Source organism: Micromonospora pallida, assembly GCF_900090325.1.
Lineage (GTDB): Bacteria > Actinomycetota > Actinomycetes > Mycobacteriales > Micromonosporaceae > Micromonospora > Micromonospora pallida.
Map to the genome: position 1 here is coordinate 6,904,029 of NZ_FMHW01000002.1, position 25,392 is coordinate 6,929,420.

General features: G+C 72.7%; 23 protein-coding genes and 2 pseudogenes. 13 read left to right on the plus strand and 12 right to left on the minus strand.

Going from position 1 to position 25,392, the window contains the following annotated elements; genetic code table 11:
• Positions 1-38 precede the first annotated feature (38 nt).
• The 7 genes from tsaB to GA0074692_RS29630 all read left to right on the plus strand — a co-directional run bounded on the left by tsaB (position 39) and on the right by GA0074692_RS29630 (position 7,471).
• Positions 39-728: a tRNA (adenosine(37)-N6)-threonylcarbamoyltransferase complex dimerization subunit type 1 TsaB gene (gene tsaB, locus GA0074692_RS29600; RefSeq protein ID WP_091650411.1), complete on the plus strand. Its 690-nt coding sequence runs from the start codon at positions 39-41 to the stop codon at positions 726-728.
• Positions 729-751: 23 nt separating this feature from the next.
• Positions 752-1,318: a GNAT family N-acetyltransferase gene (locus tag GA0074692_RS29605; protein WP_342672875.1), complete on the plus strand. Its 567-nt coding sequence runs from the start codon at positions 752-754 to the stop codon at positions 1,316-1,318.
• Between the two features lie 26 nt (positions 1,319-1,344).
• Entirely contained in the window at positions 1,345-2,391 is a 1,047-nt protein-coding gene (gene tsaD / locus GA0074692_RS29610; protein WP_091650413.1) for a tRNA (adenosine(37)-N6)-threonylcarbamoyltransferase complex transferase subunit TsaD, read from the plus strand.
• 31 nt (positions 2,392-2,422) lie between these two features.
• Complete coding sequence (locus GA0074692_RS29615) at positions 2,423-2,677, plus strand: hypothetical protein (RefSeq protein ID WP_091650416.1); 255 nt, start codon at positions 2,423-2,425, stop codon at positions 2,675-2,677.
• Positions 2,678-2,744: 67 nt separating this feature from the next.
• Positions 2,745-4,448: an ABC transporter ATP-binding protein gene (locus GA0074692_RS29620; RefSeq protein ID WP_091650419.1), complete on the plus strand. Its 1,704-nt coding sequence runs from the start codon at positions 2,745-2,747 to the stop codon at positions 4,446-4,448.
• Positions 4,448-6,256 carry an ABC transporter ATP-binding protein gene (locus GA0074692_RS29625; protein ID WP_091650423.1) on the plus strand — a complete coding sequence of 603 codons (1,809 nt, stop codon included), beginning with the start codon at positions 4,448-4,450 and terminating at the stop codon, positions 6,254-6,256. Before GA0074692_RS29620 ends, GA0074692_RS29625 begins: the two co-directional genes overlap by 1 nt.
• Before the next feature lie 99 nt (positions 6,257-6,355).
• Positions 6,356-7,471 (plus strand): DUF418 domain-containing protein, encoded by a 1,116-nt coding sequence (locus GA0074692_RS29630; protein ID WP_091650426.1) that lies wholly within the window; start codon positions 6,356-6,358, stop codon positions 7,469-7,471.
• 87 nt (positions 7,472-7,558) lie between these two features.
• Here the strand turns inward: GA0074692_RS29630 and GA0074692_RS29635 are convergent, their stop codons facing one another.
• From GA0074692_RS29635 to GA0074692_RS29680, 10 genes are all read right to left on the minus strand, one after another.
• Positions 7,559-7,939 (minus strand): hypothetical protein, encoded by a 381-nt coding sequence (locus GA0074692_RS29635; protein ID WP_141725441.1) that lies wholly within the window; start codon positions 7,937-7,939, stop codon positions 7,559-7,561.
• A 217-nt stretch (positions 7,940-8,156) separates the two neighbouring features.
• Positions 8,157-9,335, minus strand: coding sequence for an ROK family protein (locus GA0074692_RS29640; protein ID WP_091650433.1), 1,179 nt, complete (start codon positions 9,333-9,335; stop codon positions 8,157-8,159).
• A 29-nt stretch (positions 9,336-9,364) separates the two neighbouring features.
• Positions 9,365-10,624: a sugar ABC transporter permease gene (locus GA0074692_RS29645; protein ID WP_091650437.1), complete on the minus strand. Its 1,260-nt coding sequence runs from the start codon at positions 10,622-10,624 to the stop codon at positions 9,365-9,367.
• Positions 10,621-11,442, minus strand: a complete 822-nt coding sequence (locus GA0074692_RS29650) for an ATP-binding cassette domain-containing protein (RefSeq protein WP_091650440.1) — start codon at positions 11,440-11,442, stop codon at positions 10,621-10,623. Before GA0074692_RS29650 ends, GA0074692_RS29645 begins: the two co-directional genes overlap by 4 nt.
• A 106-nt stretch (positions 11,443-11,548) precedes the next feature.
• Positions 11,549-12,646 carry a sugar ABC transporter substrate-binding protein gene (locus GA0074692_RS29655; RefSeq protein WP_091650442.1) on the minus strand — a complete coding sequence of 366 codons (1,098 nt, stop codon included), beginning with the start codon at positions 12,644-12,646 and terminating at the stop codon, positions 11,549-11,551.
• Between the two features lie 224 nt (positions 12,647-12,870).
• The gene (gene ybaK, locus GA0074692_RS29660) at positions 12,871-13,350 is read right to left on the minus strand and encodes a Cys-tRNA(Pro) deacylase (RefSeq protein WP_091650445.1); all 480 of its coding nucleotides are present in this window, start codon (positions 13,348-13,350) and stop codon (positions 12,871-12,873) included.
• Between the two features lie 75 nt (positions 13,351-13,425).
• Entirely contained in the window at positions 13,426-14,610 is a 1,185-nt protein-coding gene (locus tag GA0074692_RS29665; protein WP_091650450.1) for a THUMP-like domain-containing protein, read from the minus strand.
• 82 nt (positions 14,611-14,692) lie between these two features.
• Positions 14,693-15,190 carry a hypothetical protein gene (locus GA0074692_RS29670; protein WP_091650453.1) on the minus strand — a complete coding sequence of 166 codons (498 nt, stop codon included), beginning with the start codon at positions 15,188-15,190 and terminating at the stop codon, positions 14,693-14,695.
• Positions 15,191-15,355: 165 nt separating this feature from the next.
• A complete protein-coding gene (locus GA0074692_RS29675; RefSeq protein WP_091650455.1) occupies positions 15,356-16,039 on the minus strand; it encodes a response regulator in 684 nt (227 codons plus the stop codon).
• Positions 16,030-17,697, minus strand: a complete 1,668-nt coding sequence (locus GA0074692_RS29680; RefSeq protein ID WP_091650458.1) for a sensor histidine kinase — start codon at positions 17,695-17,697, stop codon at positions 16,030-16,032. Before GA0074692_RS29680 ends, GA0074692_RS29675 begins: the two co-directional genes overlap by 10 nt.
• Positions 17,698-18,145: 448 nt before the next feature.
• Here GA0074692_RS29680 and groES point away from each other — a divergent pair, with 448 nt between their 5' ends.
• Together groES and groL are read left to right on the plus strand one after the other, a co-directional pair.
• Positions 18,146-18,460: a co-chaperone GroES gene (groES, locus tag GA0074692_RS29690; protein WP_088976050.1), complete on the plus strand. Its 315-nt coding sequence runs from the start codon at positions 18,146-18,148 to the stop codon at positions 18,458-18,460.
• A gap of 70 nt (positions 18,461-18,530) precedes the next feature.
• The gene (gene groL / locus GA0074692_RS29695; protein ID WP_091650464.1) at positions 18,531-20,180 is read left to right on the plus strand and encodes a chaperonin GroEL; all 1,650 of its coding nucleotides are present in this window, start codon (positions 18,531-18,533) and stop codon (positions 20,178-20,180) included.
• Between the two features lie 284 nt (positions 20,181-20,464).
• On the opposite strand, the gene GA0074692_RS29700 is transcribed toward groL, so the two are convergent.
• Positions 20,465-20,848: a WhiB family transcriptional regulator gene (locus GA0074692_RS29700; protein WP_091654280.1), complete on the minus strand. Its 384-nt coding sequence runs from the start codon at positions 20,846-20,848 to the stop codon at positions 20,465-20,467.
• Positions 20,849-21,105: 257 nt separating this feature from the next.
• On the opposite strand from GA0074692_RS29700, the pseudogene GA0074692_RS29705 reads away from it, so the two are divergent.
• A pseudogene (locus GA0074692_RS29705) lies at positions 21,106-21,649 on the plus strand (helix-turn-helix transcriptional regulator); the annotation flags it as partial.
• 77 nt (positions 21,650-21,726) lie between these two features.
• A pseudogene (locus GA0074692_RS37060) lies at positions 21,727-21,921 on the plus strand (response regulator transcription factor); the annotation flags it as partial.
• Between the two features lie 49 nt (positions 21,922-21,970).
• Here the strand turns inward: GA0074692_RS37060 and GA0074692_RS29710 are convergent.
• On the minus strand, positions 21,971-22,384 hold the full coding sequence (locus GA0074692_RS29710) for a DUF5319 domain-containing protein (protein WP_091650471.1): 414 nt from the start codon (positions 22,382-22,384) through the stop codon (positions 21,971-21,973).
• Between the two features lie 180 nt (positions 22,385-22,564).
• Between GA0074692_RS29710 and guaB the strand changes: the two genes are divergently transcribed.
• Entirely contained in the window at positions 22,565-24,127 is a 1,563-nt protein-coding gene (gene guaB / locus GA0074692_RS29715; protein ID WP_091650474.1) for an IMP dehydrogenase, read from the plus strand.
• Between the two features lie 32 nt (positions 24,128-24,159).
• Positions 24,160-25,278 (plus strand): GuaB3 family IMP dehydrogenase-related protein, encoded by a 1,119-nt coding sequence (locus tag GA0074692_RS29720; protein WP_091650477.1) that lies wholly within the window; start codon positions 24,160-24,162, stop codon positions 25,276-25,278.
• The last annotated feature ends 114 nt before the right edge of the window (positions 25,279-25,392 follow it).

The window sequence follows — 25,392 nt, forward strand, 5'->3', positions numbered from 1 at the left end:
GGCGTGGGGGCGGCGGCGGGCCCGACTAGGGTGGGCACGTGCTCGTACTGGTGGTGGACTCCTCGACTCCGGCGGTGACCGCCGCGCTGGCGGAGATCACGGCGGACGGCGTCAGGCTCCGGGTGGAGCGCTGCACCGTCGACGCCCGGGCCCATGGCGAACTGCTCGCGCCGCAGGTCGCGGCGGCCCTCGCCGAGGTGGGCGCCCGCACCACCGACCTGGCGGCGATCGTCGCCGGGCTCGGGCCGGGGCCGTTCACCGGGCTGCGGGTCGGGCTGATCACCGCCGCCACCATGGGCCAGGCGCTCGGCATTCCCACGTACGGGGTCTGCTCGCTGGACGCCATCGGCCACCCGGCGGCCGCCGGTGAACCGGTGCTGGCTGCCAGCGACGCGCGCCGCCGGGAGGTCTACTGGGCGGTGTACGACGGGGCGGGCGAGCGGATCGCCGGACCGAACGTCGACGTCCCGGCGGTCGCCGCCGAGCGGGCCCGTGACCTCGGGGTCACCGCCATGGTCGGCGACGGCGCGCACCGCTACGCCGACGTGCTCGGCCTGCCGCTGCGCTCCGAGCCACGTTACCCGTCGGCCGCCGGGCTGGCCGGGCTGGCTGCCGAGCGGGTCCGGGCCGGTGCCCCCAGCGAGCGGCTCACCCCGCTCTACCTGCGCCGACCGGACGCGGTGGCGGCGACTGCCCGCAAGCCGGTGCTGCCGGGACCACAGGCGTGACGGCGGGCGGGGAGGCGGGGCCCATCCGCATCGGCCGGTTCCGCTGGTGGCACATCGACGCGGTGCTGCCGATCGAGGCCGACCTCTTCGGCGCCGAGCAGTGGTCGGCGGCGATGTTCTGGAACGAGCTGGCCAACCGGCACCACTACCTGGTCGCCGTCGACCCCGCCACCGCCACGGGCGCTGGCCCCGCCACCGGCTCGGCCACCGCCACCGGCGTCGACACCGCCACAGGCGTCGACTCCGCCGACACTGGCTCCGCCATCGCTGACGCCACCGCCCCGGGCCCCGGAGCCGACGTGCTCGGCTATGCCGGGCTCGCCGTGGCGGGGCCGGACGAGGCGTGGGTGCAGAACATCGCGGTCCGGCGGGACGCCCAGCGGCGCGGGGTCGGCCGGGCCCTGCTGGAGGCGTTGCTCACCGAGGCCGACGCGCGGGGCGTCCGGGACGTGCTGCTGGAGGTCGCGGTGGACAACGGTCCGGCCCAGAAGCTCTACGCCGGGTACGACTTCGAGCCGATCGGCGTCCGGCGCGGCTACTACCAACCGTCCAACACCGACGCGCTGGTCATGCGGCGCACCAGCGAATGACGAACAGCAGGGACTGACGACACGCGATGGCTGACGAACCGCTGATCCTCGGCATCGAGACCTCCTGCGACGAGACCGGCGTGGGCATCGTCCGGGGCCACACCCTGCTGGCCGACGCGCTCGCCTCCAGCGTGGAGCAGCACGCCCGGTTCGGTGGCGTGGTGCCCGAGGTGGCCAGCCGCGCCCACCTGGAGGCGATCGTCCCCACCATGGAACGGGCGCTCACCGAGGCCGGGGTGACCCTCGCCGACATCGACGCGATCGCGGTCACCTCCGGTCCCGGCCTGGCCGGCGCGCTGCTGGTCGGCGTGGCCGCCGCCAAGGGCTACGCGCTGGCCGCCGAGAAGCCGGTGTACGGGGTGAACCACCTCGCCGCGCACGTCGCGGTGGACACCCTGGAGCACGGTCCGCTGCCCGAGCCGGCGGTCGCCCTGCTGGTCTCCGGCGGGCACTCCTCCCTGTTGCTCGTCGACGACCTGGCCCGGGGGGTGACGCCGCTCGGCGCGACCATCGACGACGCGGCCGGTGAGGCGTTCGACAAGGTGGCCCGCCTGCTCGGCCTGCCCTTCCCCGGTGGCCCGTACGTCGACCGGGAGGCCCGGGCCGGCGACCCGGCGTCGATCGCCTTCCCGCGTGGGCTCACCGCCGCCAAGGATCTCGCCGCACACCGGTACGACTTCTCCTTCTCCGGGCTGAAGACGGCGGTGGCCCGCTGGGTGGAGGCCCGGCAGCGGGCCGGCGAGCCGGTGCCGGTCGCCGACGTGGCGGCGTCGTTCCAGGAGGCGGTCTGCGACGTGCTGGTGACCAAGGCGCTGGACGCCTGCCGGTCGCACGGGGTGGACACGCTGGTCATCGGCGGGGGAGTGGCCGCCAACTCGCGGCTGCGGGCGATGGCCGAGCACCGGGCCGCGAAGCACGGGATCCGGGTCCGGGTGCCCCGGCCGAAGCTGTGCACGGACAACGGTGCGATGGTCGCCGCGCTGGGCTCGCACCTGGTCGCCGCCGGGGTCGCGCCGAGCCGGCTCGACCTGCCCGCCGATTCGGCCATGCCGCTGACCAGGGTCAGCGAGTGACCTTCCACCGGAGGCAGAGGGGACGGGCGACGTGATCGTACGGATGTGGGAGGCCCGCGCCGAGCCGTACGGCTTCGCCGACCTGCTGGCCTGGGTCTGCGACATCGTGCTGCCGGAGTTCGAGCACGACCCGCTGCACCTGTCCAGCGAGGTCTTCACCTCCACCGACCACCGGGTGGTGGTCATCTCGAAGTGGCGCAACTCGCCCCACTCGCTGCCCGAGCCGCCGCCGACGTTGGTCGCCCGGCCCGCCCACTCCTGGGACTTCACGCAGGTAGACCGCTGACACGCCGGGTGTTCGCTGGGTAACGTGACGGGCGCGTTCCGTGTTTGTCGCCTAGGTTCGTCCTGTTATGCGTTCCCTGCCCGCCGGCGATCCCGGCATCCCCGACTCCCGGTCGGCCGTCCGTTTCCTGGTCTGGCTGGCCAACCGCAGCCGCCCGACCCTGGTCACCGGCGTCCTGCTCGGCGTCGTCTGGATGGTGGCCCAGGCCCTCGCCCCGGCGGCCATCGGCAAGGCCATCGACACCGGCCTCACCGCCCGTGACCCACGGGCCCTGGTCACCTGGGGGTCGGTGCTGCTCGGGCTGGGGGTGGTCCAGGCGGTCGCCGGCGTTTTGCGGCACCGCTGCGCGGTGTACAACTGGCTCGCCGCCGCGTACCGCACCGTGCAGCTCACCGTCGGGGCGGCGAACCGGCTCGGCGCCACCCTGCCCCGACGGGTCGCGGCCGGTGAGGTGGTCAGCATCGGCACGTCGGACATCGGGCAGATCGGCTCGGCGATGGAGATCCTGGCCCGGGGCAGCGGCGCGGTGGTCGCCCTGGTCACCATCACGGTGATCCTGCTGACCGCCTCCCTGCCGCTCGGCCTGGTGGTGGTGCTCGGCGTGCCGGTGCTGATGGCGACGGTCGGGCTGCTCATCCGGCCGTTGCACCGGCGCCAGCGCGCCTACCGCGACCAGGAGTCCAGGCTGACCACCCGGGTCGGGGACATCGTGCGCGGCCTGCGGGTGCTGCGCGGCGTGGGCGGCGAGCAGATGCTCGCGGCGGGCTACCGGACCGAGTCCCAGGCGCTGCGCGCCGAGGGGGTACGGGTGGCCCGGGTCGACTCGCTGCTGGCGGCGGTGCAGATCCTGCTGCCCGGTCTCTTCCTCGCCCTGGTCACCTGGCTCGGCGCCCGGTTCGCGTTGCGCGGCGAGATCAGCGCCGGCCAGCTCGTCGCCTTCTACGGCTACACCGCGTTCCTGGTCACCCCGCTGCGCACCATCACCGAGACGATCGACCAGCTCACCCGGGGGCACGTGGCGGCCCGCCGGGTGGTCGACCTGCTCCGGCAGGCTCCGGAGCTGACCGACCCGGCCCACCCCGTTCCGCTGCCGGCCGGGCCGGGGGAACTGGTCGACCCCGCCTCCGGGCTGGTGGTCCGGCCCGGCCGGGTCACCGCGCTGGTCGCCGCCGAGCCCGCCGACGCCGTCGCGATCACCGACCGGCTCGGCCGGTACGTGGACTCGGACGTGACGCTGCACGGCGTACCGCTGCGGGACCTGGCGCTGGCGACGGTGCGGGAGCGGATCCTGGTGGCCGACAACGACGCGCACCTCTTCACCGGCGTGCTCCGGGCGGAGCTGGACCCGCACGACGCCGCCGACGACGCCGCGATCACGGCGGCGCTGACGGCGGCGAGCGCGACCGACATCGTGGCGGCGCTGCCGGACGGCCTGGACAGCCTGGTGGCCGAGCGGGGCCGGGAGTTCTCCGGCGGTCAGCAGCAGCGCCTGCGGCTGGCCCGGGCCCTGGTCGCCGACCCGGAGATCCTGCTGCTGGTGGAGCCGACCAGCGCGGTGGACGCGCACACCGAGGCGCGGATCGCGGCCCGGCTCGGTGCGGCCCGGTCCGGCCGGACCACGCTGGTCTGCACCAGCAGTCCACTGGTGCTCGGCCGGGCCGATCACGTGGTCTTCGTGGAGGACGGCAAGGTGGTCGCCGAGGGCCGGCACGAGGAACTGTCGTCCACCGAACCGAGGTACGCGGCGACGGTCAGCCGGGGGGAGAGCTGATGGCCACCGCCCTGCCGGTCGCGAACGCGGCGCAGGTCCGCCGGTACGCCCGTACGCTGGCCCGCCGACACCCCGGCGCGCTGACCACCGCCCTCGCCCTGCACGGGTTGGCCGCGGCGGCCGGGCTGGCCGGGCCACGGCTGCTCGGCGCGCTGGTCGAGGGGGTCTCCCAGGGCGACCGGAGCACGCCGGTGGACCAGATCGTGCTGGCCATCGTCGGGTTCGTGGTGGCCCAGTCGGTGCTGCTGCGCCTCGCGCACATCGCCTCGGCGCGGCTCGGGGAGCGGGTGCTCGCCGCGCTGCGGGAGGAGTTCGTCGACCGGATCCTGGCCCTGCCGCTGGCCACGGTGGAACGGGCCGGCACCGGCGACCTGCTCACCCGGACCTCCCGGGACGTCTCCGCGCTGTCCCGGACGGTGCGACTCGCGGTGCCCGAAACGCTGATCGCGGTGGTCACCGCCGGGTTCGTCCTCGGGGCGCTGCTGCTGGTCGGCCCGCTGCTGGTGCTGCCCTGCCTGGTCGCCGTGCCGGTGCTGGTCGCCGGCACCCGCTGGTACCTGCGCCGGGCCACCGCCGGCTACCTGCGGGAGAACGCCGCCTACTCGGACATCACCGACGGGATCAGCGAGACCGTCGAGGGTTCGCGGACCACCGAGGCGCTGCGGCAGGAGGCGCGGCGGCGGGCCCGCACCGACGCCGACATCCGCCGGTCGTACGCGGCCGAGCGGTACACGCTCTGGCTGCGGACGATCTTCTTCCCGGTCACCGAGATCGGGTACCTGGTGCCGGTGGTGACGACCCTGGTCGTCGGCGGCTGGTTCTACCTGGAGGGCTGGGTCAGCCTCGGACAGGTCACCGCGGCCACCCTCTACGCGCAGCAGCTCATCGAGCCGGTCGACCGGCTGCTCGCCTGGCTGGACGAACTCCAGATCGGCGGGGCGTCACTGGCCCGACTGCTCGGCGTGGCCGCGCCGGCCGACCCCGCGCCGGCCGACTTCGCCCTGGCCAACCCCGCGCCTACTGGAGCTGCGCCGGCCGGACCCGCCCGCGACGGGACGGGTTATCCGCTCGGCACCGGGCGGCTCGCCGCCCGGGACGTCACGTTCGCCTACCGTGAGGGGCGGGACGTGCTGCACGGCGTGACCCTGGTGCCGGAGCCGGGCGAGCGGCTGGCCATGGTCGGCCCGTCCGGGGCCGGCAAGTCCACGCTGGGCCGGCTGCTCGCCGGGGTGCACACCGCCCGCCTCGGCGCGGTCACCGTCGACGGCCGGCCGCTGACCGGACTGCCCCTGACCGAGCTGCGCCGGCACGTCGCCCTGGTCACCCAGGAGCACCACGTCTTCATCGGCACGCTGCGGGAGAACGTGGCGATGGTCCGGCCGTCCGCCACCGACGCGGACGTCCGGGCGGCGCTGGCCGCGGTCGACGCGCTGGACTGGACCGACGCCCTGCCGGACGGGCTGGCCACCGTGGTCGGCGCGGGTGGGCACCCGCTCACCGCCGCGCAGGCGCAGCAGCTCGCGCTGGCCCGGCTGGTGCTGGCCGATCCACACACCCTGGTGCTGGACGAGGCGACCTCGCTGATCGACCCGCGTGCCGCGCGGCGCCTGGAACGCTCGCTCGCCGCAGTACTCGAGGGCCGTACGGTGATCGCGATCGCGCACCGGCTCTTCTCCGCGCACGACGCCGACCGGGTGGCGGTGGTGGAGGACGGGCGGATCACCGAACTCGGCCCGCACGCCGAACTGCTCGCCAGGGGCGGCTCGTACGCGGACCTCTGGCGCTCCTGGCACGGACCGCGCTCCTGACCCGCCCGTGCGGGAACCGGTCAGAAGTACGACGCCGACCGTGCGGAACCGTACCGGTGACCGAGGGCGTTCGGCCTCGCCTGGCCCAGTCTGGTCACCATGCCATCGAACGACCCGAACCCCGTCGGCGTGGTCGACACCAGCCCAGGTACGCCGCCGTCCCCCGTTCGTCCCCAACCTCCGAGCAGACGTCAGCAGACAACCGGCGACGCGTCGGGGCCGCGAGCGGCGGGGGAGCGGATCGTCGCCCTCGACGTGCTCCGTGGCTTCGCGCTGTGCGGCATCCTCCTGGCGAACGTGAAGCCGATCGCCCATCGGGACACGGAACTCGATTCCGGCCCCGGGGCGGAGCAGTCAGTCCTGGCGGACATCCTGCACGTGCTCGTCGACCAGCGGTTCTTCCCGATCTTCTCGCTGCTGTTCGGCATCGGCTTCTCGATGCTGCTGCGATCCGCCCGCGCGCGCACCGATCGTCCGAGGACGGTCCTGGCCCGCCGGCTGTCGGTGCTGCTCCTGATCGGCCTCGTGCACCTGCTGGGGCTGTGGCGGGGCGACGTGCTCACCGCGTACGCGGCGGTCGGCCTGCTGGTGCTCCTGCCCTCCACGTGGCTGCCCCGGGCGGTGGTCGCCGCGCTGGGTGGCGTCCTGACCGTGCTCTCCCTGACCGTCCTCGGGGGCTGGTACTCGCTGATCCCCGGACTGTTCCTGCTGGGCTCGGCGCTCACCCGGTACGGCGTGATCGAGGCGGTCGACCGTGCGGTGCGGGGCCCAGTGCTGCTCGGACTGGCGTTCGCCCTGGGTGCGGTTCCCGCCGTCCTGGCGCAGCTGCACAGCGATTCGGACCCGGAGGGGAGCATCTTCCGGATCGCCTACCCGACGGCGGGACTGTTGCTCGCCGGGGTCTACGTGTGTGGACTGTTGCTGCTGCTCAGGACCCCGCTGCGTGGCCTGCTGACCGGTGTCCTCGCGCCGCTGGGACGGATGGCACTGACGAACTACCTGTCCGCCACGGTCCTGGTCCTGGCCGTCGCCAGCCTCGTTCCCGGGTCGGACACCTGGTCGGCCGGGACGGTGGTCGTCGTCGCCGGAGCCATCCTCGCCCTCCAGTGGCTCTGGTCGGTGCTCTGGCTGCGGTGGTACCGCCAGGGTCCGGTGGAATGGCTCTGGCGGTGGGCGACGTGGTGGCAGCGGCCACCGCTGCGGCGGGCCCGGTGACACTCCTGTTCAAAGCCTTACCGCCCGACTACGCGGTTCGCCCTGGCCCCGCGCGCGCCAGAGACGCGCGCGGGGCTTCCATAGCCGTCAGCTGTGCGAGAACCACCACTGGGCCGACCAGACCGAGGTGCCCTTGGTCCGGAACACGTTGTGCTCGCCCGTCTTGATCGTCTTCGAGCCGAGGAAGACCTTCGCGCCGTTGCCGTGGGCGTACACGTAGACCGGCTCGGTGCTGCCGCCGGCGAGCGTGATGCTCCAGCACTTGCCCGGCTCCACCACATGGCTCGAGAACCCGCCCCGCGCGGGGAACTGCAGGGTCGCCGAGAAGCCGGTGCCCTTGTTGCAGAGCCCGGTGCGGTTGGTGGTCGCCGCCGCTGCCGGCGTCGCCGCGGTGGTCAACCCGGCCAGGACCAGAGCGCCGACCACGACCGGTCGCCACGTCTTGCGCATACGAGTCAAAGCTGCCATTTCGGCTCCTAAGGGCCTAGTAGTGGGATGTTGCCGTGGACCAGTCCAGACACCGCATAACGCGTTCGTCTACCAGAGACACGGTTGCCTCGGGTGGGATGGTTCACGGAACTTCCGCACTCGGTCCCACGCCTGCGCGGCAACTCTGCTGGCCGGCACGACCTGCTCGGCAGCAGGGCGACCCGATTCGGTGGGACGGGGCGGGGCCGGTTCGGGGTCAGACGTCGAGCGGGTCGGCGAGCAGTCGCTCGAAGGCCAGTTCGGCCGCGCCGATCAGCGGCGCGTCGTCGCCCAGCTTCGGGGTGCGCAGCCGGACGTGTTCCCGGGACGCGGCCAGCGCCATCGAGTTGAGTCGGCTGCGGACCTGGGCCGCCGCGGCGAGGTAGAGGTCACGCAGGGTGCCACCGAAGACGACCATCTCCGGGTTGAGGACGTTGACCAGGTTGGCGACGCCGAACCCGAGCCAGTCGCCGGCCTGGCGTACCGCGGCCTGGGCGCTGGCGTCCCCGCGGGCCGCCGGGTCGACCACGGCCAGGATGGCGTCCCGCCCCTCCACGCCGTCGCGGCCGGCGGCCCGCAGCAGCGCGTGCTCGCCGATCTCGGTCTCCCAGCAGCCCCGGGAACCGCAGCCGCACGGATGGCCGCCGGGGTTGACCACCATGTGGCCGACCTCGCCGGCGTACCCGCCGTGTCCGGTGACCCGCCGCCCACCGGCGACGATGCCGGCCCCGACGCCCGCGTCACCGTGCAGGTAGACGACGTTGTCGCAGCCCACCGCGACCCCCCGGACGTGTTCGGCCAGGACGGCCAGGTCGGCCACGTTTCCGACCGCGACCGGACGCACACCGCCCAACTCGGCGCTGAGCAGCTCGCCGAGCGGCTCGTCGACCCAGCCGATGGTCGGGCTCAGCCGGACCAGACCGTCGTCCCGGCGGATCATGCCGGCCACCGCCACGCCCGCGCCGACACAGATCGCCCCGGCCGGCGCGCCCTGGTGCATCTCCTTGACCATCGCGGCCAGCAGCGGCGCGGCCTCCCCGGCCGCCGGACCGTGCGGTCGGGGCAGCTCGCGGCAGTCGAGCACCTCGCCGCCGAGCCCGACCCGCGCGGCCCGCAGCCGGTCCACCTCGATGCTGAACGCGTACGCGAAGACCCGCTCGGACTCCGGCCGGACGACCAGCGACGGTCGCCCGGCCCGGCCGGTCTCCTTCGGGGCGCCCTCGCTGACCAGGCCGGCCCCGGCCAGGTCGGCGGTGAGCGCGCCGATGGTGCTGCGGTTCAACCCGAGGGCGGTGGTGAGTTCCGCCCGCGAGGTCGCCCCGTGCACGTGGACGTAGCGGAGCAGCGCGCCGAGGTTCTGCCGGCGGATCTCGTCCTGGCTGGGTCCTGCGCGCATGCTCCTGGTACTCCGGTCGAGGGACGTGGTCAGCGGGTGCCGGTGGCGGCGGCGCGTCGTCGGGAGAACGCGTCGACGCTCGCGGCGAGCAGCAGCACGACCCCGGTGACCACGTACTTGACCCCGGCCTCGTAGCCCATCAGACCCATGCCGTTGTCGATCACCGCGACCACCGCGCCGCCGAGCACCGCGTCGAGCACCCGCCCCTTGCCGCCGAAGAGGCTGGTCCCGCCGATCACCGCCGCGCCGACGGCGTAGAGCAGTACGTTACTGCCCCCGGTGTTCGGGTCGACCGAGTTGGCCCGGCTGGCGGCCACGATGCCCCCGATCGCGGCCATCGTCGAGCAGATCACGAAGACCGAGATCCGGATCCGGTCGACGTTGATACCGGCCCGGCGGGCCGCCTCCCGGTTGCCGCCGACCGCGTAGACGTGCCGCCCGTAGCTGGTGCGCTGGAGCACGAAGGTCCAGAAGATCAGCAGGACCGCGATGATGGGCACCACGATCGGCACGCCCTTGAGCGAGCTGATCAGGACGTTGCGGCTGCGCTCCAGGTTGAGGATGTAGACCGCCACGCCGAGGATCACCGCCAGCCCGCCGATCCGGGCCAGCACCACCGGGAACGGGTCGGTGACCAGGCCCCGGGCGGTCCGCTTGCGGTGGCGTAGGAGCTGCACCGCCGCGTACCCGCCCACCACGACGGCGACGAGGAGCCAGCCGAGCACCGGCGTCAGGTTGCGGTTGGCGATCGCCACCAGCACCTCGTCGCGTACGGAGATGTTGCTGCCGCCGCTGATCAGCAGCAGCACGATGCCCTGGAAGGCGAGGAAGGCGGCGAGGGTGACCACGAACGAGGGGATGCCGATCTTCGCGACCAGGAAGCCCAGGGTGAGCCCGATGACCAGGCCGGTGGCGATGGCGGCGAGCACCGCCACGTACCACGGCCAGCCCGCCTTGGTGACGATGTTGGCCAGCACGGCGGCGCAGACCCCGCTGGCGAAGCCGGCGGAGAGGTCGATCTCGCCGAGCAGCAGGACGAAGACCAGCCCCATCGCGATCAGCGTGACCGCCGCGCCCTGGGTGAAGAGGTTGGCGAAGTTCTGCGCCGACAGGAACGACGGTCGCATGATCGAGAAGACCGTGCAGAGCACGGCCAGTCCCAGGACGGCCGGCAGCGCCCCGATGTCGCCGCCGCGTACCCGGCTGAGGTAGTTGCGGACGTGGCCGCCCACGGTCGGCGTCCCGGTGACCGCCACCGGACCGACCTTACGCACGGCGGTGTTGGTCATCGGAGCGCTCCTGGGGTGCTGTCGGCGGACGTGCCGTTGTCGGGGGGCTGCGCGCCGTTGCCGGTCGCCAGGCCGAGCGCGCCGGACCGGCCGGCGGTGATCAGCTCGACCACCTGGGCGTGGGTGATGTCGGTGGTCTTCACCTGGGCGACCATCTGCCCGAGGTAGAGCGCGGCGATCCGGTCGGAGACCGCGAAGACGTCGTTCATGTTGTGCGAGATGAGCACGACGGCCAGGCCGTTGTCGGCGAGCCGCCGGACCAGTTCGAGCACCTGGGCGGTCTGGGCGACGCCGAGCGCGGCGGTCGGCTCGTCCAGGATCACCAGCTTGCTGTTCCAGAGCACCGCCTTGGCGATCGCCACGGTCTGGCGCTGGCCGCCGGAGAGGCTGGAGACGTGCTGACGCAGCGACTTCACCGTCCGGACGTTCAACCCGGCCAGGGTCTCGGCGGCCATCTGCTCCATGGTCGGCTCGTCGAGCACGATGCCGCTGCGCTTCTCCCGGCCGAGGAACATGTTCTGCACGATGTCGAGGTTGTCGCAGAGCGCGAGGTCCTGGTAGACGACCTCGATGCCGAGGGCGGCGGCGTCGCGGGGGCTGTTGATGGTGACCGGCCGGCCCTCGAAGAGAAACTGACCGGCGTCGGTCGAGTAGATGCCGCTGATGCACTTGACCAGGGTCGACTTGCCGGCGCCGTTGTCGCCGACCAGGGCGGTCACCTCCCCCGGGTGGGCGGAGAAGGCCACGTCCCGCAGGACCTGGACCGGCCCGAAGCTCTTGTCGATCCCACGTAGTTCCAGCAGGGGGGTGGTGGACACGGGTCTCCTTCAGGTCTGTGGAGCCGCCGGGCGGCGGGCGTCACCGAGGGTTGCGGTCCTCGGGTGACGCCCGCGCTCCGGTGGGGGCACCGGAAACCGGTACGGCTCAGCTGATCCCGGCCTCGGCGCAGAGCTTGGCGTACTGCGCGGTGCAGAGCGCCTCCTTGGTGACGAAGCCGTCCGCGATCACGTCCTTGACGTTCTCCTTGTAGATCAGCTTCGGGGTGAGCAGGACCGACGGCACGTCCCGGCCGCTCTCCGGGTCCTTCACCGTCTGCCCGGTCTCCTTCCGCTCGCCCTTGGCCAACCCGATGGCCAGCTCGGCGGCGGCGTCGGCCTCCTGCTTGATCGCCTTGTAGACGGTCATGCACTGGTCACCGGCGAGGATGTTCTGCAGGCCCTGGAGGTCGGCGTCCTGCCCGGTCACCGGGACCTTGCCGTTGAGCTTGTTCTTCTTGAGCACCGAGATGGCCGCGTTGCCGAGGCCGTCGTTCGCGGCCAGCACCCCGTCGATCTTGCCGCCGGTCTGGGTCAGCATCTGCTCGAACAGGGTGGCGCCCTGGGCGTTGTCCCAGGCCGGGACGGACTGCTCCGGTCCCTTGACGTACTCGTTCGAGTCGAACTTCGGCTTGAGCACCGAGTCGTAGCCGTTCTTGAACAGGGTGGCGTTGTTGTCGGTGGGGGAACCGTTCAGGTACGCGACCACCGGGTTCTGGACACCCTTGTCGGTCAGGCACTTCACCAGGCCCTCGCCCTGGAGCTTGCCGACCGCCTCGTTGTCGAAGCTGACGTAGTACTCGGCGCTGCCGCCCAGGGTGAGCCGGTCGTAGTCGATGGTCGCCACACCCTGCGACTTCGCCCTCTCCAGCACGGCCTTGCCGGTGCCGGAGTCCAGGTTGACGATCATCAGGGCGGTCACCCCGCCGGTGATCATCTGGTCGGCGAGCGTCTGGAACTGGTTCTTGTCGTCCTGGGCGTTCTGGATGTCGTAGTCGACACCGGCTGCCTTGAAGGCCGCCTCCAGGAACTTGCGGTCCGCGTTCTCCCACCGGCCGGAGGACTTGCTGTCCGGCAGGATCACACCGATCTTGGGCTTCTTGTCCGAGCCGGCGTCGTTGTCGGTGCCCGAGTCGTCGCCGCAGGCGGCCACGCCACCGGTGACGAGTAGGCCCACGGTCGCGATGGTGAGGATCCCTCTGCGCATGTGCGGGGTTCCTTTCGGGGTGGGGGTGTGTCGTTTTGTTGTGTCCGGCAACGTATTCCCCGTCACACTTCGAGCGCAAGACTGTCGATGGGTTGGATTTGTTGGCTGCGGTAACAATTCGGCAACGCTGCCGAAACGTGCAGGTCGCGCGCCCGTGTCGGTGGATCACCGAACGAAGTTGATCAACGTTTCGCCGACCGGACGTCGGCCCGCCGAGCCGTCGCTCAGCGGGTGGCGATGGGTGCGGTGATGGCCCCGGTCAGCGCGACCAGGTCGGCTGGGGCGAGCTGGAGCTGAAGCCCGCGCCGCCCGGCCGAGACGTAGATGGTCGGCAGGCCCGGGGCCGAGTCGTCCAGCACCGTCGGCAGCCGCCTGCGCTGGCCCAACGGGCTGATGCCGCCCCGTACGTAGCCGGTGGCGCGCTCGGCGACGACCCGGTCGGCGAGGACCGCCCGCTTCCCGCCGGCCGCGCTGGCGAGGGCCTTCAGGTCCAACTCGCCGGTGACCGGGACGACCGCCACGGTCAACTCGCCGTCCACCTCGGTCACCAGGGTCTTGAAGACCCGGTCGGCCGGCACACCGAGCGCCGCGGCGACCTCGGCCCCGTAGTTCGGGGTGTCCGGCGAAACGTCGTACGGGTGGACGCTGTGCGCCACCCCGCGCTTCACCAGCAGCCCGGTCGCCGGCGTCCCCCGTCCCCCCACACCACCAACCTAACCTCGGGGCGACTGGGCGGGGCGAGCCAGGGGGTGGCCAGCCACCGGGACGAGCCAGGGTGGTCAGCCAGCGGGGTGGCAGAGGAGCACGGTGGGGGCGGCGGCGATTCGGGTGAGGACCACGCTCGCCGCCTGGTCGCCGGAGAGCCTCAGGTCGCGGCGGAGGCGCTCGGGTTCCAGCGCCGAGCCGCGCTTGAGGATCTCCACCCGGCCCACCCGGCGTTCGCGTAGCAGGGCGCGCAGCCGTTTCAGGGAGAACGGCAGCACGTCGGTGACCTCCAGGCAACGGGCGAAGGGCGTACCGGCGGGGGAGTCGGCGTACAGGTAGGCGATGCTCGGGTCGGCGATCGTCGCGTCCAGGGTGGTGGCGAGCTCGGCGACCAGGTGCGCGCGGACCACCGCCGGGTCCGGGTCGTACAGGAACCGCCGGACCGGCCCGACCGGGGCCTCGACGGCACCGGAGCCGGTGAGCTGGTGCACCCGCGTGCCGCGCAGCACGGTCGCGCGGCGGGGGACGTCGGCCAGCCGGCCGCACCAGAGGGCCGCCTCCACCAGGTCGCCGTCGACGCTGACCCACTCGGCCTCCGCGCCGGACGGGATCAACGCGTGGTCCAGGCCGGGGGCCACCTTGACCACCGCGTGCGGCACCCGTTCGGCGAGGGCGGTCACGAAATCCCAGGGCGGCGAGTACGCCTTCGGGTCGAAGATCCGCCGGCCGGTGCCGGTGCTGCGGCGGGCCGGGTCGCAGAAGACCCCGTCGACCCGGGACACGTCGAACGCGGTGGCGTCGCCGTGTTCCACGGTGAACATCTCGGCCAGTCCGGCGGCTTCGGCGTTCGCGGCGGCCATCGCGGCGGTCAGCGGGTCGGCCTCGACCCCGTACACCCGGATGCCGGCCCGGGCGGCGGCGAGCGCGTCGGCGCCGAGACCGCAACCCAGGTCGGCGAGCGTGCGGACCCCGGCGGCGCGCAACCGGGCCGCGCGCCGGTCGGTCACCACCCGCCGGGTCGCCTGCTCCAACCCGGCGCGGGTGAGGAACATCCCGGCCGCCTCCGGGCCGAACTTGCCGGTCGCGCGTCGCCGCAGCTCGGCCTGGGTGAGCGCGGCGGCAGCCAACCCGGCGGGCACACCGGCCGTACGGAGCGCCGCCGCCGCGGTCAGCGGGTCGCCGCCGGTCACCCGCGTCGCCGCGTCGAGCGCGGCCGACCCCTCGGCGGTACGCAGCGCGGCGAACTGGTCGAGATCCACCGGCCCATTGTCGGTCCTCGCCCCGACCACGAACGGAGGGGACCGACGCGAGCGCGCCGGTCCCGGTCGTCCGGTGGTCAGATCAGGGTGCCGCCGGCCACCACTGCTGGGAGCCGGTGAACCGGAAGAACGACGGCGCGTAGAAGTGGTAGCTGTAGACGTTGGTGGCCGAGTAGCCGTAGAACGAGACCGTGTCCATGTTCCAGTTGTCGGTGGTCTCGGGCCACGACGGGTGGCTGACCATGCGCAGCCGGAGACCGGTGACCGAGCAGGCGTTCACCGAGGCGCCCGGATCCAGGAACCGGAGGGTCCGGAAGTTGGTGGTCTCGCCGCCGAAACCTCCCCAGACGTGCTGCAGCTCGACGTCGCCGCTGGTGGTGATCAGGTACGGGATGACCTCCGAGTTCCCGCGCAGGTCGTCCCCACCGGTGCGGAAGTAGAAGTTGAGATAGCTCAGCCTGTTGCAGGCGATCGGACCGGCGCTGGCGGGGCTGGCGATCACGGTCACGCCCAGCGTGGCCAGGAGTGTGGCGGTGATCAGCAGGGCGGCGGCCCGGAGGCGACTGATTCGGGTACGCATTGATCGTTTCCTCTCGGTGGTGTCGGGCAGGAACAACGATCCGCGACCCGCCACCTGGGGGGCATCCGGCTAGCCGGACCCGTCCGCTCCCGGTTGACCGGACCGGACGGGTCGGAAAACCGGGTGGACGTCCGCGGGCACTGCTCCCCAGCCCGAACCGACCGGTCAACCGCTGGTGCTGTTCACCCCGGTCAGGAACGCCAACGTGGCCAGGACCCGGACGTTCACCCCCCGCCGGGTCCGAGCGTCGGGTGGGGTGAGCCGGAGTTTGCCGGTGATGGTGGACAGGTGTTTCTCCACCGTGCTGACCTGGCACTCCATCTGCTCCGCGATGCCCAGGTTGGACCGGCCCTCGGCGACCAGCGCCAGGATCCGCCGTTCGTGCGGACTCAGCCGGTCGAGCGGGTTGTCGATCCGGGGCCGCACCATCAGCCGCTGGATCAGGTGGCGGTCGATCACCACCTCGCCGGCGGCCACCCGGCGGATCGCGGCCACCAGTTCGGCGATCTCCCCGACCCGGTCCTTGAGCAGGTAGCCCACCGAACGGGTGTCCGCCTCCATACTCAGCAGCCGGGACGCGAACGCGACCTCGGCGTACGACGAGAGCACGAGCAGGGCGACCCCCGGATGCCGGCGGCGCACCTCCTCGGCGACCCGCAGCCCCTCGTCGAGGAAGGTCGGCGGGAGCCGGATGTCCAGGAGCATCACCTCCGGAGACAGCCGCTCGGCCAGGAGCAGCGCCGTGGCGGCGTCCCCGGCGGTGCCGACGACGTGCAGGCCGCGGGCGGTCAGCGCCTCGGCCAGGACGTCGCGGAGGAGTGGTTGGTCCTCGACGAGGACTATTCGCACGGGTCCTCCAGGCGCAGGTTGGCCGACAGTCGGGTGCCACCGGCCGGCGGACTGTCGATGGTCATGGCACCGCCGGCCGCCGCGACCCGGTCGAGCAGACCGGTCAGGCCGGAGCCGGGTCGGGGCGTGGCGCCGCCCCGGCCGTCGTCGCAGACGTCGACCGTGAGGGTGGCGCCGACCCGTCGTACGGTCACGCTCGCCCGGTCCGCCCGCGCGTGCTTGTACGTGTTGGCCAGCCCTTCGGCGATGAAGAAGTAGGCGGTGAGCTCGACGTGGGACGGCCACCGCTCGGCGGGTATCCGTACCTCGATCGGCACCGGCGCGATCTCCACCAGTTGCCCGACCGCCGCGGCGAGGCCGTGTCCGAGCAGTGCCGCCGGGTACATGCCCCGGGTCAGGTCCCGCAGGCCGGCGATGGCGTCGCGGAGCAGCAGGTGCGCCCGGTCGGCGGTGCCGCTGATCCGGTCGGCCCCGGCCGGTCCCGGTGCGCGCAGCGTGTCCAGCAGCAGCAGGACCGCGTACAACCGCTGTTGGGTGCCGTCGTGCAGGTCGCGCTGGATGCGCTGGCGTTCCTCGAACGCCGCGGTCGACACCCGGAGCCGGGACCGGCGCAGTTCCTCGATCTGCCGCTGCTGGGCCCGGTGCAGTCGGGCGTTCTCGATCGCCAGCGCGGCCAGGCCGAAGGCGGCCTCGGTGACCTCCCGCTGCTCGCCGAGGAGTTCGTCGTGTTCGACCCAGGCGACGGGGACTCCGCGGCTCAGCATCGGGCTGACCGTTCGCCCGGGGGTGTCGGGGCCCTCGGCGACGGGCCGGCCCCGGATGTCGGGACAGGAGCCGTCGGGCGCCGGGTAGGTGATGGCGAGGGTCGGGTCGCCCACCGCCTCGGCGAGCGCCCGTTCCAGTTCCGCCGGGTTCGGGAGTTCGGCGCCGGGTCGTTCGAGCTCCAGCAGCGTGCGCGTGGCCTGGCCCTGGGCCAGGCCGGACCGGAGCCGGCGGGCGAGCACCACGAGGGGAATGATCAGCAGGTCGACCACGAGGGCGGTCACCAGGGTGCCGGTGTAGACGCCGGCCGGTGCCTCCACCAGCGCCGCCGCTGCCGCCGCCAGGCTGGCCAGTCCCACCACCACGATGGCCGCCCAGAGCGGTCCGGCGGGCCGGCGGCGTGCCCGGGAGGAGGTGAGCCAGCGTCGGAGCACCACCGCCAGGACGACGACCGTGTAGCTGGCGAAGACGATGCTGCCCACGTCGGCCCAGGTCGAGTCCGCCGGCGGGAGGCTGTGCCACCAGAGCGGAGGTCGGGGGTGTTCTGCCAGGTAGCGGCCCACCTGGGTGCCGATGGAGGCCAGATAGGAGCCGGCCACCAGGATTCGGTCCAGGTGGCCGCGGGTCCGGCCGGTCGGCACGGCGAGCGCGATGTGGGTCAGCACCGAGGTCCAGGCGTACGCGAGGCAGAACCCGGCCGCGAAGAGCGCGGGCTCGCCGCTGGCCCGGAAGTCCCCGAGGTGGTACAGGCCCCCGGCGAGGACCATGAACCAGCCGATCCAGGGGACCCGCGACCAGGTGTGCACGGCCAGTCCGGCGACGATGGTGAGCAGCCCGAAGCTGCGTAACGCGGTCGTGCTCCAGCCCGGCGGGGCGACCGGGGCCGAGACCGCCATGCCGGCGGCGGCGAGCGCGCACGCGGCCCCGGCGGTGAGCGCCAGTCCCGGACCCGTTCGGCGCGGCCCGGGGTCGGCCCGGGTGGTGCTCAGCGTGTCCTCCGCACCGGCTCAGCGTAGGGGGGCGTCGGTAGGCCTGTGTCGATGTGTCGACTACTTGATTGTCGACCTGGTCGTGGGGCCCGCGGCCGGGCGGCGGGCGCCTGCCCGGCTCGCCGTCGGGTGCGACACACTGGCCGTCGTTGGCACTCTCCTTGACGGAGTGCTAGCGGCGGGCCTAATCTGCGATTAGCACTCTCCCATCGAGGGTGCCAGCTTCCGGGCTCGCCCCGGAGGTTCAACGCCAGGCGGACCGGCACCCGCGACGACGGCCCCGCCCGGTGGCATGTGGCAGATTGACACTGGCCGGCCCCGCCGACCGGTAACGAAACCAGTACCCCAGGAGGGTATGCCCGTGACTACCGCGACCAAGGTTGCGATCAAGCCGCTCGAGGACCGGATCCTGGTCCAGGCGAACGAGGCTGAGACCACCACGGCGTCGGGCATCGTGATCCCCGACACCGCCAAGGAGAAGCCGCAGGAGGGCACCGTCCTCGCTGTCGGCCCGGGCCGCGTCGACGACAAGGGCAACCGGATCCCGGTTGACGTGCAGGTCGGCGACACCGTCATCTACTCGAAGTACGGCGGCACCGAGGTCAAGTACGCCGGCGAGGAGTACCTGGTGCTCTCCGCCCGCGACGTCCTCGCGGTCATCGAGAAGTAAGCAACCGATCAGTGTCGCTGCCCCGGTCCGGCTCGCCGGGCCGGGGCAGCAACGCTTCGAAGGGATATCCATGGCGAAGATCCTGAGCTTCTCGGATGACGCCCGGCACCTGCTCGAGCACGGTGTCAACGCCCTCGCGGACGCGGTCAAGGTCACCCTCGGCCCGCGCGGGCGTAACGTCGTCCTGGACAAGAAATTCGGTGCGCCGACGATCACCAACGATGGGGTCACCATCGCCAAGGAGATCGAGCTCACCAACCCGTACGAGAACCTTGGCGCGCAGCTCGTCAAGGAGGTGGCGACCAAGACCAACGACGTCGCCGGCGACGGGACCACCACCGCCACCGTGCTCGCCCAGGCCATGGTCCGCGAGGGCCTGCGCAACGTGACCGCCGGGGCCAACCCGGCCGGGCTCAAGCGCGGCGTCGACGCGGCGGCGGCCAAGGTCTCCGAAGCGCTGCTGGAGCGGGCCGTCGAGGTCGCCGACAAGAAGTCGATCGCCCACGTGGCGACGATCTCGGCGCAGGACGCCACCATCGGCGACCTGATCGCCGAGGCGATGGAGAAGGTCGGCCGGGACGGTGTGATCACCGTCGAGGAGGGCTCCGCCCTGCACACCGAGCTGGACGTGACCGAGGGTCTCCAGTTCGACAAGGGCTTCATCTCGCCGAACTTCGTCACCGACCTCGAGTCGCAGGAAGCGGTTCTGGAGAACCCGTACATCCTGATCACCACGCAGAAGATCTCCGCGATCGAGGAGCTGCTGCCGCTGCTGGAGAAGGTCCTCGCCGACAGCAAGCCGCTGCTGATCATCGCCGAGGACGTCGAGGGTCAGGCGCTCTCCACGCTGGTGGTCAACTCGCTGCGCAAGACCATCAAGGTCTGCGCCGTCAAGGCTCCGGGCTTCGGTGACCGGCGCAAGGCGATGCTCCAGGACATGGCGATCCAGACCGGCGCCGAGCTGGTCGCGCCGGAGCTGGGCTACAAGCTCGACCAGATCGGGCTGGACGCGCTCGGCACCGCCCGCCGCGTGGTCGTCGACAAGGAGAACACCACCATCGTCGACGGTGGTGGCCGGGACACCGAGGTCGCCGACCGGGTCGCGCAGATCCGCAAGGAGATCGAGGCCACCGACTCCGAGTGGGACCGGGAGAAGCTGGCCGAGCGGCTGGCGAAGCTCTCCGGCGGCGTCGCGGTCATCAAGGTGGGCGCGGCGACCGAGGTCGAGATGAAGGAGCGCAAGCACCGCATCGAGGACGCCATCGCGGCGACCAAGGCCGCGGTCGAGGAGGGTACGGTGCCCGGTGGCGGTGCCGCCCTCGCGCAGGTCCTCCCGGTGCTCGACGACGACCTCGGCTTCACCGGCGACGAGAAGGTCGGCGTCTCGATCGTGCGCAAGGCGCTGGTCGAGCCGCTGCGCTGGATCGCCCAGAACGCCGGACACGACGGCTACGTCGTCGTGCAGAAGGTCGCCGGCAAGGAGTGGGGCCACGGCCTCGACGCCGCCACCGGCCAGTACGTCGACCTGGTCGGCAACGGCATCCTCGACCCGGTGAAGGTGACCCGCAACGCGGTCACCAACGCCGCCTCGATCGCCGGCCTGCTGCTCACCACCGAGAGCCTGGTGGTGGAGAAGCCGGAGAAGGCCGAGCCGGCCGCCGGTGGCCACGGCCACTCCCACGGTCACGGGCACAGCCACCAGCACGGCCCCGGTTTCTGATCCACCCGCGACACCCATGGCGGGTGTTCCGCTCCCCCGGAGCGCCCGCTGGCCCAGGGCACGCCGTCCACCGCGACGGCGTGCCCTGCGGCGTCTCCAGCGGGACACCCACCACCGCGCTCTGCGGCGTCGTCACGTGGGCAGCGCGCGTCTCCGGTGGGGCGGTCCGCCGCTGTGGCGTCTCCGGCGGGACCGCGTGCTGCGGCGCCTTCGGTCAACGGACAGCGCACTGCCGCGCCCCCGGGGTGGGGGACGCGGCAGCGGTGGTCGGTGGGTCGCCGGTGTCAGGCGATCTTGCGCTGGGCGGGCACGGTCGACTTGTGCGGGCGGCCGAGGCGGGACTCCAGCCGCGCCACGTCCACCCGGCTGCGTCGCCGGTCGGCCAGGTCCTCCCAGCCGATGGCGAGCAGACGCAGACGCTCGGACTCGCTGAACCCACCCCACACCCCGTACGGCTCGCGGACGGCGAGGGCGTGCGCGGCACACTCGGCGCGCACCGGGCAGGCCCGGCAGACCGCCTTGGCCCCGGACTCGCGGCGCAGGCGGGAGGAGCCGCGCTCGCCGTCGGGGTGGAAGAACTGGGCGCTGTCGCGGCCCCGGCAGGCACCGAGCCGCTGCCAGTCCCAGAGATCGACGATGGGTCCGGGCAGTCTACGTACGTTCGACATCAGCACCCCTCCTCCCGCGCGGCACCGCCGCGATGGTCCGTAAGGCCGGTCCCGGGCGACGGGTCGCGCGAGCGCGCCGTGTCCGGCCTGGCCCCTCCGATACCCCGTCGCTCGCGTCCTCACACGTAGGTGATCAGAAAGTTCCGGCAACTCGCGGCAAAGACCCCATATGTCGGAAAAGTTCGGAGAATTGCCCGGAACCCCCTCATGATCAGAGCCGCCCGTGGTCTGCTCTCTGACGGAGAGGAGACCCCACTGTGCGTACGGTTCTCGTCTGCGTCCGGACCCCATTGGCGGCGCAGTACCTGTCTTCCGCGGCAGCCCGACTCGGCCTGTCCGCCGTCGTCCGTACCGCCGTCTCCGATCCCGAGGTGATGCTGCGCCTCGCCGAGCAGCCGCCCGACGTGGTGCTCGCCGACACCGCCCTGACCCGACCGGACAGCGCCGGATTCGTCCGGCGCGTCCTGGCCCGCGCTCCCCAGGCGGCGGTGCTGCTGCTCGGCGCGGAGGAGTCCGGCGCGGCGGCGGCGACCATCAGCGCCGGGGCGCGCGGCCTGATCCAGGGCACCGACCACGACCTGACCAGTGCGGTCGCCAAGGCGTTGTTGCTGCTCTCCGCCCCGGGACGGTCCTCCCGCCGCCGGATCGCCGACCCGGCCCTCGACACCGCCGTCATCGGCGCGGCCGGCCGGCCGGGTGGTCGCACCCCGGCGACAGCACCGGGAGACTGGCCGGGGAAGGACGCGCCCGGCGGCGGGCCGGCGATGGTTCCGGTGCAGCGCGGTGACGACGAGCTGGACGAGGACGCGAAGCCGGAGGCCGCCCGGACGGCGCAGGAGGGCCGCCGACCCGAGCCAACCGGACGCGGCCGGGGCGGGCTCGGACTGACCGAGCGGGAACTCCAGGTGCTGCTCGGTATGGCGGAGGGGAAGAGCAACGCCGAGATCGGCCGGGAGCTGTTCGTCTCCGAGGACACCGTGAAGACGCACGCTCGGCGGCTCTTCCGCAAGCTCGGGGCCCGGGACCGGGCGCACGCCGTCGCCGCCGGCTTCCGGGCTGGCCTGGTCGCCTGAACCGCCCGCGGCGGCGCGGCCGGCCGGGGCAGTAGAGCCCGCCGGCAGGTCAGTCCGTGGCCGGTTCGGTGTCGTCCTCGCCGGACTCGGTCAGGGTGTCGTGCACCCCGTCCGCGTAGCCGCGCGCGTAGTCCCAGGTGACGTAGTGGTCGGGATCCGGGTCGTAGGCCGGCTCGTGCACCCGGGGACGCCCGGAGCTGAGCAGGTGGCGCAGGTTGCCCCGGAGCAGGTCCCAGTCGAAGTAGTGCGGCTCGCGGCAGTCCTCGCACTCGATCACCAACCCACGGACGCCGATCGGCGCCAGCAGCGCCTGGTAGATCTCCAGGTCCGCAAGATCCTCCAGGACGTCCTGCCGCTCGACGTCGGTCAGCGGTTCGAGCGAGGCGTCGTCACCGGGGTCGTGCAGGCCGGCGGCCGGGTCGGCCGGGTCGCCGTTGAACGGATCGATGGGCTCGTCGTGCACCCCCTCACCGTAGACCCAAGCCCGTCGGCCCGCCTGCCCCAGGCCGTCGCCCGCTGGCCGCGCCGCCCGGGGCCGCCCAGCTCAGTGGGTACGATGGGGCGACGCGCCCGAGTTCTCCGGCGTGTTCCGGTGCCGCGCACCACCTCACGAAGCCCGTTCAAGCAGCTCAGGGGAGCAATCGTGGATATTTCGCCCAGCACCGATCGTCCGGCGGGCGCCGAGCCCGGCGAGCTGGGCGGCCACCTGCCGGAACTGCCCGCCGGTTCGGCGCGGGTGATCCCGCTCGGCCTGACCTTCGACGACGTGCTGCTCCAGCCCGGTGAGTCGGACGTGGTGCCAAGCCGGGTCAACACGGTCACCCGGCTGACCCGTAACGTCACCCTCTCCGTACCGCTGCTCTCCAGCGCGATGGACACGGTGACCGAGGCACGGATGGCGATCGCCATGGCCCGCCAGGGCGGCATCGGCGTGCTGCACCGCAACCTCTCCGTCGAGGACCAGGCGCTCCAGGTCGACCTGGTCAAGCGCTCCGAGTCGGGCATGATCACCAACCCGGTGACGGCCAGCCCGGACGACACCCTCCGCGACGTCGACGCGCTCTGCGGGCGGTACCGCATCTCCGGCGTGCCGGTGGTGGACGCCGAGGGCCAGCTCGTCGGCATCGTCACCAACCGGGACATGCGGTTCGTCTCCGAGCCGGGCACCCCGGTCCGGGAGATCATGACCCGTACCCCGCTGGTCACCGCCCCGGTCGGGGTCAGCAAGGACGAGGCGCTGAGCCTGCTGCGTCAGCACAAGGTCGAGAAGCTGCCGATCGTCGACGACTCCGGCCGGCTGCGCGGGCTGATCACCGTCAAGGACTTCACCAAGAGCGAGCAGTACCCGAACGCCACCAAGGACGAGGCTGGTCGGCTCCGGGTCGCCGCCGCCGTCGGGGTCGGCGAGGACGCGTACAAGCGCGCCCGGGCGCTGGTCGACGCGGGCGTGGACGTGCTGATCGTGGACACCGCGCACGGGCACCAGCGGGCCGTGCTGGAGATGGTCCGCCAGCTCAAGAAGGACACCACCGCCGACATCGTCGGCGGCAACGTGGCCACGTACGCCGGAGCGAAGGCGCTGGTCGACGCGGGTGCCGACGGGGTCAAGGTCGGGGTCGGGCCGGGTGCGATCTGCACCACCCGGATCGTCGCCGGCGTGGGCGTGCCGCAGATCACCGCGATCATGGAAGCGGCCCGGGCCGCCCGCCCGGCCGGCGTGCCGGTGATCGGTGACGGTGGCATCCAGTACTCCGGCGACATCGCCAAGGCGCTGGTCGCCGGAGCCGACACGGTGATGCTCGGCAGCCTGCTGGCCGGTTGCGAGGAGAGCCCCGGCGAGCTCATCTTCGTCAACGGGAAGCAGTTCAAGGCGTACCGGGGGATGGGGTCGCTGGGTGCGATGCAGTCCCGGGGGCAGGCCAAGTCGTACTCCAAGGACCGCTACTTCCAGCAGGACGTGACCAGCGACGAGAAGCTGGTCCCGGAGGGCGTGGAGGGCCAGGTGCCGTACCGGGGGCCGCTCTCCCGGGTCGCTCACCAGCTCATCGGTGGCCTGCGGCTGGCGATGGGGTACGCCGGCGCGGAGAGCATCCCCGAGCTGCACCAGCGGGGCCAGCTCATCCGGATCACCGCGGCCGGGCTGAAGGAGAGCCACCCGCACGACATCCAGATGACCGTCGAGGCGCCGAACTACCACACCCGCTGACCCCACCCCCCTTTCGACAACTGGAGACCCTCATGCGTGACGTGGTCGAGATCGGACTGGGCAAGACCGCGCAGCGCGGCTACCACCTGGACGACATCGCCATCGTGCCGAGCCGCCGGACCCGCGACGTCGACGACGTCTCCACGGCCTGGCAGCTCGACGCGTACCCGTTCGGCATTCCCTGTGTCGCGCACCCGTCGGACGCGACGATGAGCCCGGCCTCGGCGGTCCGGCTCGGCCAGCTCGGCGGGCTGGGCGTGCTCAACGTCGAGGGCCTCTGGACCCGGTACGAGAACCCGACCAAGGTGCTGGAGGAGCTGGCCGCGCTCGGCGAGGACGCCCGGGCCACCAAGCGCCTCCAGGAGGTGTACGCCGAGCCGATCCGCCCGGACCTGATCGCCGAGCGGGTCCGGGAACTGCGGGCCGGGGGCGGCACGGTGGCCGTCCGGGTCTCGCCGCAGCACACCCTGGCGCTGGCCCCGGTGATCCTGGACGCCGGGGTCGACATCCTGGTCATCCAGGGCACCATCGTCTCCGCCGAGCACGTCTCCACCACCGACGAGCCGCTGAACCTCAAGGAGTTCATCGCCGACCTCGACCTGCCGGTGATCGTCGGCGGCTGCACCGACTACAAGACGGCGCTGCACCTGATGCGTACCGGCGCGGCCGGGGTGATCGTCGGCATCGGCGGCGACGGCTGGTCGACCACCGAGTCGGTGCTCGGCATCCGGGTGCCGATGGCGACCGCCATCGCGGACGCGGCGGCGGCCCGTCGGGACTACCTCGACGAGACCGGCGGCCGGTACGTGCACCTGATCGCCGACGGCGACGTGCAGACCTCCGGCGACATCGCCAAGGCGCTGGGCTGCGGCGCGGACGCGGTGATGCTCGGCGAGCCGCTCTCGCTCTGCGAGGAGGCCCCGGCCGGCGGCGCGTGGTGGCACTCGGCGGCCAGCCATCCGTCCCTGCCCCGGGGCGCGTTCGAGGTGGCCGGCGAGCCGCTCGGCTCGATGGAGCGGCTGCTGTTCGGCCCGGCCGACGAGCCGGACGGCCAGCTCAACCTTTTCGGCGGCCTGCGCCGGGCGATGGCCAAGTGCGGCTACCGCGACCTGAAGGAGTTCCAGAAGGTCGGTCTGGTCCTCGACCGCTGACCCCGCCGACCCGTGGCGTCCGGACGGCCCCACCGGCCGCCTGGACGCCACGCGTCGATGGGCACCGCCGCCCGGAGCTCCCCAGGGCCGGTATGTGATCATCGGACCGCCAGG